At 66.1% G+C, this 13,411-nt stretch carries 13 protein-coding genes; 5 read left to right on the forward strand and 8 right to left on the reverse strand.

Features of this window, described 5'->3' with window-relative positions; genetic code table 11:
• Nucleotides 1–26 precede the first annotated feature (26 nt).
• Both ACK4HJ_RS09075 and ACK4HJ_RS09080 read right to left on the reverse strand, forming a co-directional pair.
• A complete protein-coding gene (locus ACK4HJ_RS09075) occupies nucleotides 27–1,118 on the reverse strand; it encodes a calcium/sodium antiporter (protein ID WP_409830524.1) in 1,092 nt (363 codons plus the stop codon).
• A gap of 122 nt (nucleotides 1,119–1,240) precedes the next feature.
• A complete protein-coding gene (locus ACK4HJ_RS09080) occupies nucleotides 1,241–1,879 on the reverse strand; it encodes a flavin reductase family protein (protein ID WP_409830175.1) in 639 nt (212 codons plus the stop codon).
• A 284-nt stretch (nucleotides 1,880–2,163) separates the two neighbouring features.
• On the opposite strand from ACK4HJ_RS09080, the gene ACK4HJ_RS09085 reads away from it, so the two are divergent.
• A complete protein-coding gene (locus ACK4HJ_RS09085; protein ID WP_409830178.1) occupies nucleotides 2,164–4,782 on the forward strand; it encodes an EAL domain-containing protein in 2,619 nt (872 codons plus the stop codon).
• Nucleotides 4,783–4,842: 60 nt separating this feature from the next.
• On the opposite strand, the gene ACK4HJ_RS09090 is transcribed toward ACK4HJ_RS09085, so the two are convergent.
• Nucleotides 4,843–5,676: an AraC family transcriptional regulator gene (locus ACK4HJ_RS09090; RefSeq protein ID WP_409830180.1), complete on the reverse strand. Its 834-nt coding sequence runs from the start codon at nucleotides 5,674–5,676 to the stop codon at nucleotides 4,843–4,845.
• Between the two features lie 117 nt (nucleotides 5,677–5,793).
• Between ACK4HJ_RS09090 and ACK4HJ_RS09095 the strand changes: the two genes are divergently transcribed.
• The 3 genes from ACK4HJ_RS09095 to ACK4HJ_RS09105 all read left to right on the forward strand — a co-directional run bounded on the left by ACK4HJ_RS09095 (nucleotide 5,794) and on the right by ACK4HJ_RS09105 (nucleotide 8,025).
• Complete coding sequence (locus ACK4HJ_RS09095) at nucleotides 5,794–7,071, forward strand: MFS transporter (RefSeq protein ID WP_409830183.1); 1,278 nt, start codon at nucleotides 5,794–5,796, stop codon at nucleotides 7,069–7,071.
• Between the two features lie 81 nt (nucleotides 7,072–7,152).
• Nucleotides 7,153–7,461 (forward strand): hypothetical protein, encoded by a 309-nt coding sequence (locus ACK4HJ_RS09100; protein WP_409830186.1) that lies wholly within the window; start codon nucleotides 7,153–7,155, stop codon nucleotides 7,459–7,461.
• A gap of 51 nt (nucleotides 7,462–7,512) precedes the next feature.
• On the forward strand, nucleotides 7,513–8,025 hold the full coding sequence (locus tag ACK4HJ_RS09105) for a DUF1993 family protein (protein ID WP_409830189.1): 513 nt from the start codon (nucleotides 7,513–7,515) through the stop codon (nucleotides 8,023–8,025).
• A gap of 198 nt (nucleotides 8,026–8,223) precedes the next feature.
• Here ACK4HJ_RS09105 and ACK4HJ_RS09110 read toward each other — a convergent pair whose 3' ends face one another.
• The 5 genes from ACK4HJ_RS09110 to ACK4HJ_RS09130 all read right to left on the reverse strand — a co-directional run bounded on the left by ACK4HJ_RS09110 (nucleotide 8,224) and on the right by ACK4HJ_RS09130 (nucleotide 11,751).
• Nucleotides 8,224–8,646 (reverse strand): hypothetical protein, encoded by a 423-nt coding sequence (locus ACK4HJ_RS09110; RefSeq protein WP_409830191.1) that lies wholly within the window; start codon nucleotides 8,644–8,646, stop codon nucleotides 8,224–8,226.
• On the reverse strand, nucleotides 8,640–9,194 hold the full coding sequence (locus ACK4HJ_RS09115; protein ID WP_409830194.1) for an N-acetylmuramoyl-L-alanine amidase: 555 nt from the start codon (nucleotides 9,192–9,194) through the stop codon (nucleotides 8,640–8,642). Before ACK4HJ_RS09115 ends, ACK4HJ_RS09110 begins: the two co-directional genes overlap by 7 nt.
• A gap of 219 nt (nucleotides 9,195–9,413) precedes the next feature.
• Entirely contained in the window at nucleotides 9,414–9,752 is a 339-nt protein-coding gene (locus tag ACK4HJ_RS09120) for a DUF3325 domain-containing protein (protein WP_409830197.1), read from the reverse strand.
• A complete protein-coding gene (locus tag ACK4HJ_RS09125; RefSeq protein WP_409830199.1) occupies nucleotides 9,745–11,436 on the reverse strand; it encodes a PepSY-associated TM helix domain-containing protein in 1,692 nt (563 codons plus the stop codon). Before ACK4HJ_RS09125 ends, ACK4HJ_RS09120 begins: the two co-directional genes overlap by 8 nt.
• A 21-nt stretch (nucleotides 11,437–11,457) precedes the next feature.
• Nucleotides 11,458–11,751, reverse strand: coding sequence for an iron uptake protein (locus ACK4HJ_RS09130; RefSeq protein WP_409830201.1), 294 nt, complete (start codon nucleotides 11,749–11,751; stop codon nucleotides 11,458–11,460).
• A gap of 268 nt (nucleotides 11,752–12,019) precedes the next feature.
• Between ACK4HJ_RS09130 and ACK4HJ_RS09135 the strand changes: the two genes are divergently transcribed.
• Nucleotides 12,020–13,408 (forward strand): RAD55 family ATPase, encoded by a 1,389-nt coding sequence (locus ACK4HJ_RS09135; RefSeq protein ID WP_409830203.1) that lies wholly within the window; start codon nucleotides 12,020–12,022, stop codon nucleotides 13,406–13,408.
• The last annotated feature ends 3 nt before the right edge of the window (nucleotides 13,409–13,411 follow it).

Here is a 13,411-nt window from a genome sequence, read left to right on the forward strand (position 1 = left end):
TCTCCGTAGTGTGGCCTGTGGGGCCTTCAGTGTGCAGCAGGTGGTGGCCGCCGGATCAGCGATACGACCAGTGTGACCACAGTGATCGGAATCACGAAGCCCATCATCACGTACGAGTAGGCAGGCAGGGCAGCGTGGTCCTGCGCGGCGAGGATGAGGTAGCTCACGTAGGCGACGTAGTAGCCCAGAAAGACGCCGCCCTCCCAGCGTGCAATCTCGCGCCCCGACAGGAAGATGGGCAGGCTGGCCAGGGCCACCGCCAGCATCACCCAGATATCGAAGGCCAGCACCGAACTGGGCACGGTGAGGCCCGTGCTGCCCGCCAGCAGGCCAGACAGGCCCAGGCAGCCCAGGATGTTGAAGGTGCTGCTTCCCACGGCGTTGCCCACGGCGATGTCGCGCTCGCCCTTGAGCGCTGCGGCAATCGACGTGGCCACCTCGGGCATGGACGTGCCAGCCGCCACGATGGTGAGGCCGATCACCACGTCGCTCACGCCCAGTGCCTTGGCAAATGCCACTGACGCGGTCACCAGCCAGTCCGACCCCAGCACCAGCAAGCCCAGCCCGCCGACGATGAGCAGCAGCTGCACCCACAGGCGCGAATCCCACGCGCCAGCGGGCGGCGGCTGCAGGCCGGATTCGTATTCGTTGGCCGGTGCGGCGGCGCCGTCGGCCGCCGCACGGGTCTCGCGGCGCGACTGCACGATGAGAAACGCGGTGTAGGCCAGCAGCAGCCCAAAGAACAGCGCGCCATCCAGCATGCCCAGGCGCCCGTCCAGGCTCAGCACCAGCAGCAGCAGCGACGCACCGATGAGGATGGGTACCTCCTGCCGGATGAGCTGCATGTGCACCACCAGCGGGGCGATGAGCGCGCTCAGCCCCAGGATGAACAGCACGTTGAAGATGTTGCTGCCCACCACGTTGCCGATGGCCAGGTCGGTTTGCCCGTTGAGCACGGCCCCGGCGGACACCGCCATCTCGGGCGCGCTGGTGCCAAAGGCCACGATGGTCAGCCCCACCACCAACGGCGAGATGCCGAACGACAGCGCCAGCCGGGACGCGCCGCGCACCAGCAGGTCGGCGCCGGCCACCAGGGCGGCCAGGCCGGCTGCAAACATCAGGAAGTTGAGCACTTGGGCACCTCGTGGAGGAGTGATGGGGAATGGATCGAGAGGATAGGTGCGCAGTGTGCCTGTGCACCGGCAAAACCCCGCTTGCGCGGGGGCTTGGCCGGTGCGCTTCAGCGCGGCCGGTACATCTTGAACAGCTGCTCTGGCCCCACGGTGAAATAGTCGGCCGGGCCGCCGCCGCGCAGGATGTGGCCTGCGTTCGCCGTGTCGTACACGCCGTCTTTCAGCAGTGCCGTGTCAATGTGCACGGCTACCACCTCGCCCAACACCAGCCAAGTCTCGGCCTTCACGCCATCGGCCCCTTGCAGCTGCAGGATCTGCGTGCTGCGGCATTCGAAGGTGACCGGGCTTTCGGCTACGCGCGGTGGGCGCACCTGGGTGGAGGGCAGGGGGCTAAGCCCCGTCAGGCCGAACTCGCTCACCTCGGGCGGCACGGCGGCGCAGCTCTGGTTCATGGCCTCGGCGAGGTCGCGCGTGGCCAGGTTCCACACGAACTCGCCGGTCTCCTGCACGTTGCGCACCGTGTCCTTGAAGCCAATGCTGGCAAAGCCCACGATGGGCGGCACGTAGTTGAAGGCGTTGAAAAAGCTGTAGGGCGCCAGGTTGGTGCCGCCCGCGGCGCTCTGCGTGGAGATCCAGCCGATGGGGCGCGGCCCCACGATGGCGTTGAACGGGTCGTGCGGCAGGCCGTGGCCTTGGCGGGGTTGATAGCTGTGGAAGGTGCGGTGGGACGACGGGGGTGTGGGCATGGTCGGACGATGGACGAAACAGCCGCCACCATAGCGCCTCACTGGCGGTGCCGCACAGGGCGGGTATTTGAATAGTGCTATGTAATTTGTAGCTGCTGGCGCTTTCTGATAAAGCGCTAGAGGCCAATTTGGTGCAAATTTCAGGCGAAGGGCGGTCTGTACCCAGCGCAAAAAAGCGCGCAGCGGGCGGCCCTAGCGAGGCCGCCCCGGATGTCACAAGTCTGACGAAAGCCCGCAGCGGGCCCCGGCTTCGGCAACAATGCTTGTCGTACCACTGCCCGTTCATGAGCCAGCCTCCCCCCCTGCCCACCGCTGCCGCTGCTGCCCTGTCCTCGCCGCCGGGCACGCTGGACCGCCTGCGCGGCGCGGTGCACCAGCTGGCCCAGGCCGAGCGGCTGCAGCGCGCGCTGTTTGCCATTGCCGACCTGTCGGGCGCCGACCTGAGCATGCGCGCCATGCTGGAGCAGCTGCACGCCATCGTGGGCACCCTGATGTACGCGCGCAACCTCTTCATGGCGCTGTACGACGAGGACGCCGACACGCTGGAGTTCATCTACTTTGTGGACGAGGCCACCACGGACATTCCGCCGCTGGGTGTGATCATCCCCATGGCCGACATGCACCAGTCGCTGACCTGGCACCTCGTGCGTGGCGGCAAGACGCTGCGCGGTTCCATGGACGCGCTGGCGCAGCAGCTGGACGGCCAGCTGCAGGCGCTGGGCGCCTACGCGCCCGACTGGCTGGGCGTGCCGCTGCGCGACGGCGCACAGGTGCGCGGCGTGCTGGTGGTGCAAAGCTACGACCAAGGCGGGCGCTACGGTCCTGAGGAGCAGGAGCTACTGGAGTTTGTGGCCAGTCACGTGCTGACCGCCGTGCAGCGCAGGCAGACCCGGCAGGACCTGGAGCGCGCCGTAAGCGCCGGCACGGCCGAGCTGGCCCGCGCCAACCAGGCGCTGCAGGCCGAGGTGGCGCGCCGCCAGCGCGGCGAGCGCCTGCAGGCCGCCCTGTACCGCATTGCCGAGCGGGCCAACGACCAGGGCCCCGTGCAGGACTTCTACCGCGCCGTGCACCACAGCGTGGGTGAACTGCTCAATGCGCGCAATTTCTACATCGCGCTGCTGTCCGAAGACAGCAGCGAACTGCACTTTCCGTATTACGTGGACGAGAACCACGTCGGCACCAAGTCGCGGCCGCTGGGCAACGGCATGACCGAGTACGTGCTGCGCAACGGCCAGCCGCTGCTGGCCTCGGGCGACGAGATCGAGCAGCTGCACCGGCAGGGCGTCATCAGCAAGAGCGGGCCCAGCTCGCGGTCCTGGGTGGGCGTGCCGCTGGTTTGTGAGGGCCGAGCGCTTGGCGTGGTCACCGTGCAGAGCTACCAGCCCGAGGTGACCTACACCGAGCGCGACCGGGACCTGTTGGGCTTTGTGTCGCATCAGATCGCCAGCAGCCTGGTGCGCCGGCGCACCACCGAATCGCTGCGCCGCGCCAACGCCGAACTGGAGCAGCGCGTGGCCGAGCGCACCGCCGAGCTGCAGGAGCAGATCGAAGTGCGCCGCCGCGTGGAGGCGCAGCTCAAGCACGAGACCTTGCACGACGCACTCACCGGCCTGCCCAACCGCAGCTACCTGCTGGAGCGGCTCGACTGGCTGCAAAGCCGCCTGCACCGCCAGCCCGACCAGCGCTTCGCAGTGATGTTCATCGATGTGGACCGCTTCAAGCTCATCAACGACAGCATGGGCCATCCGGCCGGTGATGCCGTGCTGCAGCAGATCGGCCGGCGCCTGGCCAGCGTGCTGCGCGCGCCGGACATGGTCGCCCGCGTGGGCGGCGACGAGTTTGCCGTGCTGGTGGCCGACGCCCCCGCCGCGGACCCCGTGGTGCGCATCGCGCGCCGCATGCTGGAGGTGCTGGACGAGCCCATGGAGGTGGAGGGCAAGCGCCTGTTTGCCTCTGCCAGCATCGGCATATCGCTGTGCGACCGCGACAAGCCCAATGCCGCCGACCTGCTGCGCAACGCCGACACCGCCATGTACCGCGCCAAGGTCAACGGCCGCCGCCGCTACGAGTTGTATGACGCGCACCTGCACAGCGACGCGCTGCGTGTGCTGGAGCTGGAGAACGCGCTGTGGGTGGCTGTGAAGGAGCAGCAGTTCGAGCCCTACTTCCAGCCCATCGTCTCGCTGGTGGACGGCAGCGTGTGTGGCTACGAAGCTCTGGTGCGCTGGCACCACCCCACCGAGGGGCTGCTGACGCCTGGCGAGTTTCTGCGCGTGGCCGAAGACAGCGGCAGCATCGACGCCATCGACTGGCAGATCTACGAAGCCGCGGCCGCCCGCATGGCACAGCTGGTGCAGACCACAGGCTTTGCCGGCTACCTGAGCGTGAACGTCGCACCGCGCCACTTCCGCCAGCCCGGTTTTGGCGAGCGCATGCTGCGCGTGTTGCACGACACGGGCCTGCCTCCGCAGCGCCTGTGCCTGGAGATCACCGAAGGCGCGCTCATCGAAGACCCCGAGCGCACCAGCACCGTGCTGCACGAGCTGCGCGCCCACGGCATGGCCCTGGCACTGGACGATTTCGGCACAGGCTACTCGTCACTGGGCTACCTGCACCGCCTGCCGCTGCTCACCCTCAAGATCGACCGCAGCTTTGTGCAGCCGCTGGACGCAGGGCCGCCGCCCGCGAGCGACGACGCCACCGCCCCCAACCCCAGCGCCGCCGTGGTGCGCGCCGTGCTGGCCCTGGCCGGGTCCCTGGGCCTGAACGTGGTGGCCGAGGGCATCGAAACGCCTGCCCAGCAGCAGGTGCTGATCGACCTGGGGTGCACGCAGGGCCAGGGCTACCTGTTCGGACGCCCCCGGCCGCTGGGCGCTCCTGATTTCATAGTTGCTGGCGCTTGATACGCAAGGGCTTCAGGCATAAATGGCTTGAAATGCCCTATCGACAAGCGCTACCAGCTCTCAAATTAATAGCTTGGCCCTGCCCAGAAAGCTGCTGGGCGGTTGACCCATCGCTGCCTTGAACATTGCCGAGAACGCGCTCTCGCTGCCGTAGCCGCTGGACGCCGCCACCTGGCCCACCGGCTCGCCGCGCGCCAGGCGGGGCAGGGCATGGGCCAGCACCGCCTGCTTGCGCCATTGTGCAAACCCCATGCCGAACTGCGCGCGGAACAGGCGCGCCAGCGTGCGCTCGCTGGCGCCGCTGTCCGCCGCCCAGCCGTGCAGCGTGGCGTGGCGGCCGGGTGCGTCCAGCACCGCCTGGCACAGCGCGCGCAGGCGCTTGTCGCTGTGCGGTCCGGGCAAGGGCACGCCCAGGGCCAGGGTCTCGGCCTGGGCCATTTCGTCCAGCACCAGCGCCGTCAGCGCCGCCTCGCGGGCTGGGCCAGGCGGCGGGCCGCCCACCGGGTCCAGCGCCGAGACCAGCTCGCGCAGCAGCGGAGTCACCGCCAGCACGCGGCCGCTCACCCCGTCGGCCGGCACCACGCTAGGGTCCACATACAGCGTGCGGAAGGCGGCGGCCTCCAGCACCGCCACCGCATGCAGCGCGCCTGGCGCAATCCACACCGCGCGCGACGGCGGCACGATGTACGAGGCGGGCGGACCCGGCGCGTGCACGCTCACCTGGATCACGCCGCTCGCGCAGTACGCGAGCTGGCCCCAGGCATGGCGGTGCGGCTCGAAGTGCGAATCCGCCGCCATGTCGCGCGCGCGCACGCGCACCGGCCGCGCGGGCGTGGGGGTGAAGGGGTCGGTGTCGCCCAAGGGGGCGGGGTGGCGCTGGCGAGGCAGGGACATGGTTGCAGGGGGTGACACGGAGCGGTGTGGAACGCCATGCCATATTTGGCGCAAATCCGCCGAAAGCTGGCGTTCCGTCGCATTCCAGAAACCCAGGCCGAAGTCTACGATGCCGCCATGACTTCCGCCAACGCCACCGCCGCCCCCCTTCCCGCCGCCCCCGTGCCCCTGCGCGCCGACGCCAGCGTCATCGGCCTGGTGGGCATTGCTCACCTCATCAGCCACTACAGCCAGCTGCTGCTGGCGCCGCTGTTCCCCTGGCTCAAAGACGCCTTCCAGGTCGGCTATACCGAGCTGGGCTTCCTCATGACCATCTTCTTCGTGGTGTCGTGCGCAGTGCAGGCGGGCTCCGGCTTTGTGGTGGACCGCTTTGGCCCCCGCCCCATCCTGTTTGGCGGCCTGGCGCTGCTGGGCCTGGCGGCCTTCGGTTTTGCGGCCAGCACCAGCTACGCCATGCTGGCCGCGTTCTCGGTGCTGGCGGGCATCGGCAACGGCGTATTCCACCCGGTGGACTACACCCTGCTCAACAAGCGCGTGAGCGCGCCGCGCCTGGGCCATGCGTACAGCGTGCACGGTATCACCGGCAGCCTGGGCTGGGCGCTGGCGCCCGCCATGCTGGTGCCCATCGCCATCGCCACTTCGTGGCGCGTGGCGCTGGTGTGCGCGGGCGTGCTGGCATTTGCGGTGCTGCTGGTGCTGCTGGCCAGCCGCCGCCATCTGGCGCTGCCGGCCAGCCCCGCGCCCAGCGCGGCGGCCCCGTCCGCAGCAACCGGTGCGCCAGCACAGGGCGGCAGCTTTGCCTTTTTGCGCATCCCGGCCGTGTGGATGTGTTTTGCGTTCTTCTTCTTCTACGCCGTGGCGCTGAACGTGGTGCAGGCCTTCGCCCCCGAGGCCGCGCGCCAGCTGCACGCGGTGCCCATGGCCCTGGCCGCCATGTGCCTCACCGTGTACATGGTTGCCAGCGCAGGCGGCATGGTGCTGGGCGGTTTCCTGGCGGCCGACCCCAGCCGCTGCGAGCGCATCGTCGGTATCGGCTTCGGCCTGGCCGCCTGCGTGGCCGTGGCGCTGGCCCTGGCACAGGTGCCCGGCGTGCTGGTCCCCGTGCTGTTCGGCGTGATGGGCTTTTGCGCCGGCATCGCCGGTCCCTCGCGCGACCTGCTGGTCAAGCGCTCCACCCCCGAAGGCTCCACAGGCCGTGTCTACGGCATCGTGTACTCGGGCCTCGACATCGGCCAGGCGCTATCGCCCCTTCTGTTCGGCCTGCTGCTGGACCACGGCCGCTACACGGCGGTGCTGCTGGGCCTGGCAGTGGTGCAGGGGGTGTTGATTGCGAGTGCGTTCAATGTTCGGCGGGTGCGACGCACTGCGCCGGTCGCGCCCGCAGGCGCGGTCTGATGGCCGTAGTCTGACGGCTGGCGGATTTGTGGCCTACTCCGGCCTGTTCCATTCCACCGGATTCTCTGAAAGGAAGCCTTGATGAACAGCCATGGCAACACCAACGCGCCCGCCAACGGGGACTTCGCTGCGTACCTGGAGGGCAGGCAGAACACAGCGGCGCCGCGGTCTGCGCAACCCGCCGCTGTGCCAGAGAACACTGGCGCTCTCTCTGCGCCCCGCCGTACCCAGAGCGTGGAAGACGTGCTGGTGCATGGCGAAGAGCCCACCGACGAGTTTCTGGAAGAGTGGAACGAGATGCAGCACGCGCCAGAACTCTCCGACGAGGAACTTGCAAGGCAGGCGCTGAGCGCTCCCGGCGATGACGGCGATCCCAACACGCCCGAATGAGGACTGTTGTTGCACGCTCTCCCACTTACCTAACCGTATTCACCACTTCCCATGACCGCACCCCTCTACAACGCCAGCATCCCCGTCTTCCGCCAGATGCTCGGCTCGCTCAAGGACATCCTGGCCAAGACCGAGGCCCACGCCACCGCCCGCAAGATCGACCCCGATGCGCTGCTGCAGGCGCGGCTGTTTCCTGACATGTTCCCGCTGGCGCGGCAGGTGCTGATTGCATGTGATTTCGCCAAGGGGGTGTCGGCGCGCCTGGCCGGCGTGGAGGTTCCTTCTTTCCCCGACCCGGAGCGCCCCGGCTTTGCCGAGCTGAACGGGCGCATCGACACCGTGATCGCATTTATCCAAGGCCTGCCCGCTGACGCCTTTGCCGACGCCGCCACACGCAGCATCACCATCCAGCCCGGCACCCCGCGCGAGCGGCAGTTCGTGGGCGAGCAGTACCTGCTGCACTACGGCCTGCCGCAGTTCTTCTTCCACGTGACCACCGCCTATGCGCTGGCTCGCCACAACGGGGTGGAGCTGGGCAAGCGGGATTACATGGGCAAAATTTAGGGCCGGTGGGCCGCGGGGCTTCCGTCGGTGCGATCCCTGTGGAGACACGGGGGCCGCCCCTCAGCGCGTTGGCGCCGCGCAGACGCCCGCGCCCTGCGGCCGGACTGCACGCCGCATGCGCACGCGTACGCTGAAGCGGCCCTCGCTCTGAACGTCGATACGACCCCCATGCAGGGAGCCGCTGGTTGCGCTCGGCGCTCAGGGGCCGAGATTGAAATCCTTCTCCAGCAAACCTTCGCAGCGGGCACAGTACAGATACGTGGTCCTCGGTCCCGATTCGACCGCACCCCAGCCTGTGGCGCTGTCAATGGTCAGCCGATAGGCCCGCCTTTCATGGGCCACCACAAAACCCTCGCCTGTGCAATCTCCCTGAACCAGTGCGCGACTGTAGTTGGTGGCGGTGCTGACGACGGCGTTCCTGATGAAAAACGCCATTCGGCGCTCGTCGAGGATGTTCTCCTGGCATGCCTCTGCCTGACGGGAATCCGCTCCCGGGGTTGAAGACTTGACTACGTAGCGCAGGTTCTTTCCATCGCCAAAAAGAGAGCTTGCCGGTTGCGCAGTCGCTGAAATGTTTGCGGCGAGCAACCCTGCGGCGAGAAAAAATTTGTCGATCACCATTCTGCGGTGGCTGCCTCGGTGGCATTTTTTCTGCTGACCGTCGGATGTCGAAAAACGTCTGCCTTTTTCAGAGTAAAAGTTTCCAGCAACTCCCCTATCAAGTACTTAAAAGAAAGCTGTTGGGCTCCGGTCAGCGGCTCGTACACAGAGTGCTCATCGAAGAAGCGGCGTTGTTGAACATCTGTCAGGCCCTTGGGCATAGGCTTGTGGGGCGGTAGATTTGCGCGTCCAACGATTTCAACGCCTATCGATTCGGAATTAGACGCGTATCGCTCTGGCAAAGGCTTCTTCATTTCCGCAGCATGCATCGCAGAAGGCCCCATTTTCTTGTACGCAATAGTTTCGGCCGGAGTACACGTAAATTCGGCCATGCAGCGGGCCTTAATAGGGCCAACATGCTGGGTTTTATAAAAAACGGATGCTGTCTGAAAAATGATGCCTGTTTTGGATATTAGGAAGTGGGCCCCGTTTGCGCCAGGTTTTTTGTAGCTATTGAGGGTTGAATGTTCAGTGCTGGAACCCGTCTGGTGAGCGATGATGCTTTTCACTGCGGATATCTTTGTGCGTTCGATAGATGCCACTCGCTGCGGAACAATTCTGGAGTTCTCTATCACCATCCCATCCCGATCTAGCTTCAACACGGTAGTGCCCTCTCAATGTTTTTACCGAAGACATGCTACATACGCAAATCCACACACGAACGTTTCTTTCAAAGTGAAACGTCACTTGTTGTAATGGATGGGCGCAGGATGTAAAAGCTATGGGATTTAGCTCGGCAGTTCCCGCTGGCTGAGTCGCACCCATGCCGCCAAAACCCTTAGCACCGACGGGCGCCACGACAGCGTGAAAGCAATAGTGAGGGCCGCACCGGCCAGCGCCATGAACCACACCAGCACGGCCATCGACGCGTGGTCCACCGCCAGGCACAGGGCGAGCGAAAAGACCACGCCCACGGCGCCCAGCCAGCGCAGCACGCGCACCGTGCTGCGCGCCAACGATTCGGCGCCGCGCACCTGTTGCCAGTGCACATCCATCGACAGCGCAAGCCAGCCGAGGCCGATGACGTTGGCGGCCATGGCGGCCGCCAGCAACAGGGCGTCAGGCATGGGCAGTCTCCAGCGGGGTGGCTGTCCCGTCGTCTCTGTCGGGTGCAGAGGATGATGCCTGTGTCCGGCGACGCTGCAGCGTGCGCGCCGCCACCACGGCGAGCACGCTGCTCGCCAGGATGGCCAGGTCCACTCCCGCCACCGGCCAGTAGCCGTTGCCAATTGTGCGCAGCAGGTGGTCGCCAGTGGTCAGCCAGTTCAACACCACAGCCGCCACGCCGAGCACCGCAATGGCCCAGCATTGCTCGGCCCAGGCGGGCGCCATGCGGGCGCTGGCGACCGGTGCGGTGCGCCAGATGCCGTGTACAAAGGCCAGGGCCCAGGCGCCCCAGAAAATGTTCTGCTCCCAGCCGCCGCGCCCGGGCAGGTCGTTGGGCAGCAGGCGGTTGCCAATGAGCATGGCGAGTGCGGCGATCACGATGCCGGTGACGGTGGCCACCGCAAACGCATCCACCCAGCGTGCGCCGGTCACGCCCTGTCTGGCATGCTGTCGCTTGCGCCTTTCCACAAAGAAGATGAATCCCGTGGCGATGCACACGCAGCCCGACAGGCCGCCCAGCACATACAGCCAGCGCAGCAGCCAGTGCCGGAAGTGCTGCAGGTGCAGGCCGGTAAGGAAGGTGTTCACGCTGGCCACGGGCGTGAGGGGCGGGTCTTCGCGCAGTACCTCGCCCGTGCTGGCCTTGAAGTGGATGCCGTTGCCCACCAGCGCGATGCGGTCGGTGCCCGCGCGGTAGATGCTGACATAGGCATTGGCATCGCCCACGTGCTGCACGTTCAGAAAGCCCACGTCGCCCGCCATGCCCTGCGCGGCCCAGCGGCGCTGGGCCTCGGCCACCATGGCGTCCACCGACGCCAGCGTGCCGGCCACGCCTGCGCGCTCATGGGGCAGGCCGGTCTCCAGGGCCTCGTGTTTTTCATGCAACTCATGCAGCGGGTGCAGCTGGGTGTGGGTGACCGGGAAATAGGTGCCCCCAAAAATCACCAGACCCGAGAACGCAAAGATGAAATGGAACGGCAGGGCCACTACGCCCGTGAGGTTGTGCAGGTCCAGCGCGCTGCGCTGCGTGTGCTTTTGGGGGCGGAAGGTGAACAACTCGCGGAAGATCTTGCGGTGCATCACCACGCCGCTGACCAGCGCCACCAGCATCATCAGCGCCGCAAAGCCCACGATCCAGGTACCCAGGTCCTTCCACTTGAGGTTGAGGCTGTAGTGCAGCGGGTAGAAAAACTGGCTGCCGATCTTGAGGTGGTCGTCGGGCAGCGATGCGCCGTTGCGCGGGTCGATGGTGCGGCTGCCCCAGATGGTGTCGTCGTGCGGGTTCTTGGCGTTGAGCAGCTCGTAGCTGGCAAACAAGCCCAGCACCGGGTCGCGGTGGGTGGTGTAGGCGCCCCAGGTCTTGATGACCGGGAACGCCTGCGCCACCGGGCCGTTCACGCGGTTCTTGGCGGCCTCGATGTTCTCGGCGCTGGGGCGCATGTCCTCGAACACCGGCTTCAGGATGGTGTCGAACGAGGGCATCGGCTGCGGCGCGAAGCGCGTGGCCGGGATCGCCCAGCGGTCGATCTCGCGATCGAACACCGACAGCGAGCCGAAGAAAAACACCACCATCAGCACAAAGCCCAGCACCAGGCCAAACCAGGTGTGCAGCCAGGCCATGGTGAGCCGGAAGTTCTGGAACATGGAATTCAACTCCTCAGCGGGTCACAAGATGGCGTGCTGTACCAGCGATGCTGCGCTGGTCATCAGCGCGCCGCCACCGGCGAGCACCAGCCACACGCGCTTCACACTTGCCGCAGAAAACGCCCACAGGAACGCCATCAGAAAAACGAGGAACCCGACGATGTAGCCCAGCGCCTCTGCATCATGAAACTCCATCTGGGCGGCAAACAGCAACCCGATGCCCAGGGCGATAAAGCCCCACGTGAAGGCGTAGCCGCCCAGCAGCCCGGCGGCAATGCGCGAGGCGATGGTCCAGCGCGAAGGGGGGGTGGCCATGTGCTGCTGAAGATGTGATTTAGGATGAGAGTGATTCGTATTATGCATACTCTCACGTCCCGTCCGAACGGAAGAGGGGAAGACTCCGCGCGCCCACGGGTCTGCCGAGAGCCGGCCTGGCTCGGGTCAGGCCTCCGCCAACCACTGCGTCATGGCCTTTGGTGCAGCCTACCGTTCTAGAATCAAATTTCGAAGGGACCCGGGGTTCCACAGTACCTGCATCCTGGGCCTGTCCCGCACGCTCTGTCACGACAAAAAGACAACACGAATGAAACGATTGCCCACTCTTGTGGAAGGTCTGGACGAAATCCTCAACGGCGGCTTGTTCGAGGGGGGTGTCTACATCTTCGAAGGTCCGCCAGGCGTCGGCAAGACCACGCTCGCCAATCAGATCGCATATACGCTTGCGCGGCGTGAAGTGCGTACCCTGTATGTCACGATGCTGGCCGAATCTCATGCGCGGATGCTGCAGCACATGGAGCAGCAGATATTCTTTGACCAACAGGAAGTCAGCGCCGCAGTCTTCTACGTGAGCGGCTACCGAGAGCTGGAACGCGGCGGTCTGAAAGCGGTTGTGGAGCTGCTGCGCGCAGAGCTGATGCGCCACCGGGCCTCGTTGCTCGTGATCGACGGTCTGGTGGTCAATAGCCTGGAGACCATGACCAACGATTCGGTGCGCCAGTTCGTGCATGAGCTGCAAAGCCTCGTCAGTGCCATGTCCTGTACCTGCCTGGTCCTGACCAGTGGCAATGGCAATGCGCTGAGCGCGGAGCAAACCATGGTGGACGGGATCTTCTCGTTCGAGGACCATGGCTTTCACTGGCGTGCCGAGCGCCGCATGCAGGTCCGCAAGTTCCGCGGAAGCCAGGTCATCCGCGGACAGCACACGTTCTGCATCTCCACGCAGGGCCTGCAATTTTTTCCGCGGCTGGAGAGCCTGCCTTTGGTCCCCGGCAATGTCCGCCTGGGCAGCACCGCCATTTCCTCGGGGGTTGCTGCGCTCGACGGCGTCCTACAAGGCCGCGGCCTGATGACCGGCAGTTCGTCCGCGCTGCTTGGGCACACTGGCAGTGGCAAGACCACGCTGGCCCTCGCGTTCGCAGCGTGTTCCACCCCTGAAGCACCTGGATTGGTGCTGTCATGTACCGAACTTGCCAGCGATATTCGCCGGATGGGCGCGGAGCGCGGGCTGGATGTCGAAGCGGCCATTGCGGGTGGATCGCTTTCTGTCAAGAACCTGGGTCACGAGGACGAGTCAATGGATGAGATGGGCCACAAACTGCTGCGACTGGTCGACGAATTGAAAATACGCCGGCTGGTGGTGGATGGCGTGGCAGGATTGGCCGATACCCTGGCCTTCCCGGAGCGGGGCTACCGCTTTCTGGGCCGCCTGTTGATCGAACTGCGGCGGCGGGGCGTAACGTCGGTCTTCACCGTAGACCCGGATGCGTTGGCCATTGCGGCCGGCACGCCGCTGGCCGACGGCGTCACCGGATGGTTCGACAACGTGTTCGCGTTCGAGCCCGTGCCCGGTCGCGAGCGGCGGGTCGACGAGCGGATTCTCACCATTGTCAAAGTCCGCGGTGGCGGCGCCACACTGCCGGCAGTGGACATCTTCATGACGCATCCGCAAGCTGCCGAGTCCGTGGCAGCTTGAACC

The organism is Acidovorax sp. (assembly GCF_046294525.1).
Classification (GTDB): Bacteria; Pseudomonadota; Gammaproteobacteria; order Burkholderiales; family Burkholderiaceae_C; genus Acidovorax.

Excerpts from the sequence above, each read along its gene's own strand:
- ACK4HJ_RS09075 (WP_409830524.1), bottom strand. The coding sequence starts at position 1,118 with ATGTTTGCAGCCGGCCTGGCCGCCCTGGTGGCCGGCGCCGACCTGCTG.
- ACK4HJ_RS09080 (WP_409830175.1), bottom strand. The coding sequence starts at position 1,879 with ATGCCCACACCCCCGTCGTCCCACCGCACCTTCCACAGCTATCAACCC.
- ACK4HJ_RS09085 (WP_409830178.1), top strand. The coding sequence starts at position 2,164 with ATGAGCCAGCCTCCCCCCCTGCCCACCGCTGCCGCTGCTGCCCTGTCC.
- ACK4HJ_RS09090 (WP_409830180.1), bottom strand. The coding sequence starts at position 5,676 with ATGTCCCTGCCTCGCCAGCGCCACCCCGCCCCCTTGGGCGACACCGAC.
- ACK4HJ_RS09095 (WP_409830183.1), top strand. The coding sequence starts at position 5,794 with ATGACTTCCGCCAACGCCACCGCCGCCCCCCTTCCCGCCGCCCCCGTG.
- ACK4HJ_RS09100 (WP_409830186.1), top strand. The coding sequence starts at position 7,153 with ATGAACAGCCATGGCAACACCAACGCGCCCGCCAACGGGGACTTCGCT.
- ACK4HJ_RS09105 (WP_409830189.1), top strand. The coding sequence starts at position 7,513 with ATGACCGCACCCCTCTACAACGCCAGCATCCCCGTCTTCCGCCAGATG.
- ACK4HJ_RS09110 (WP_409830191.1), bottom strand. The coding sequence starts at position 8,646 with ATGGTGATCGACAAATTTTTTCTCGCCGCAGGGTTGCTCGCCGCAAAC.
- ACK4HJ_RS09120 (WP_409830197.1), bottom strand. The coding sequence starts at position 9,752 with ATGCCTGACGCCCTGTTGCTGGCGGCCGCCATGGCCGCCAACGTCATC.
- ACK4HJ_RS09125 (WP_409830199.1), bottom strand. The coding sequence starts at position 11,436 with ATGTTCCAGAACTTCCGGCTCACCATGGCCTGGCTGCACACCTGGTTT.
- ACK4HJ_RS09130 (WP_409830201.1), bottom strand. The coding sequence starts at position 11,751 with ATGGCCACCCCCCCTTCGCGCTGGACCATCGCCTCGCGCATTGCCGCC.
- ACK4HJ_RS09135 (WP_409830203.1), top strand. The coding sequence starts at position 12,020 with ATGAAACGATTGCCCACTCTTGTGGAAGGTCTGGACGAAATCCTCAAC.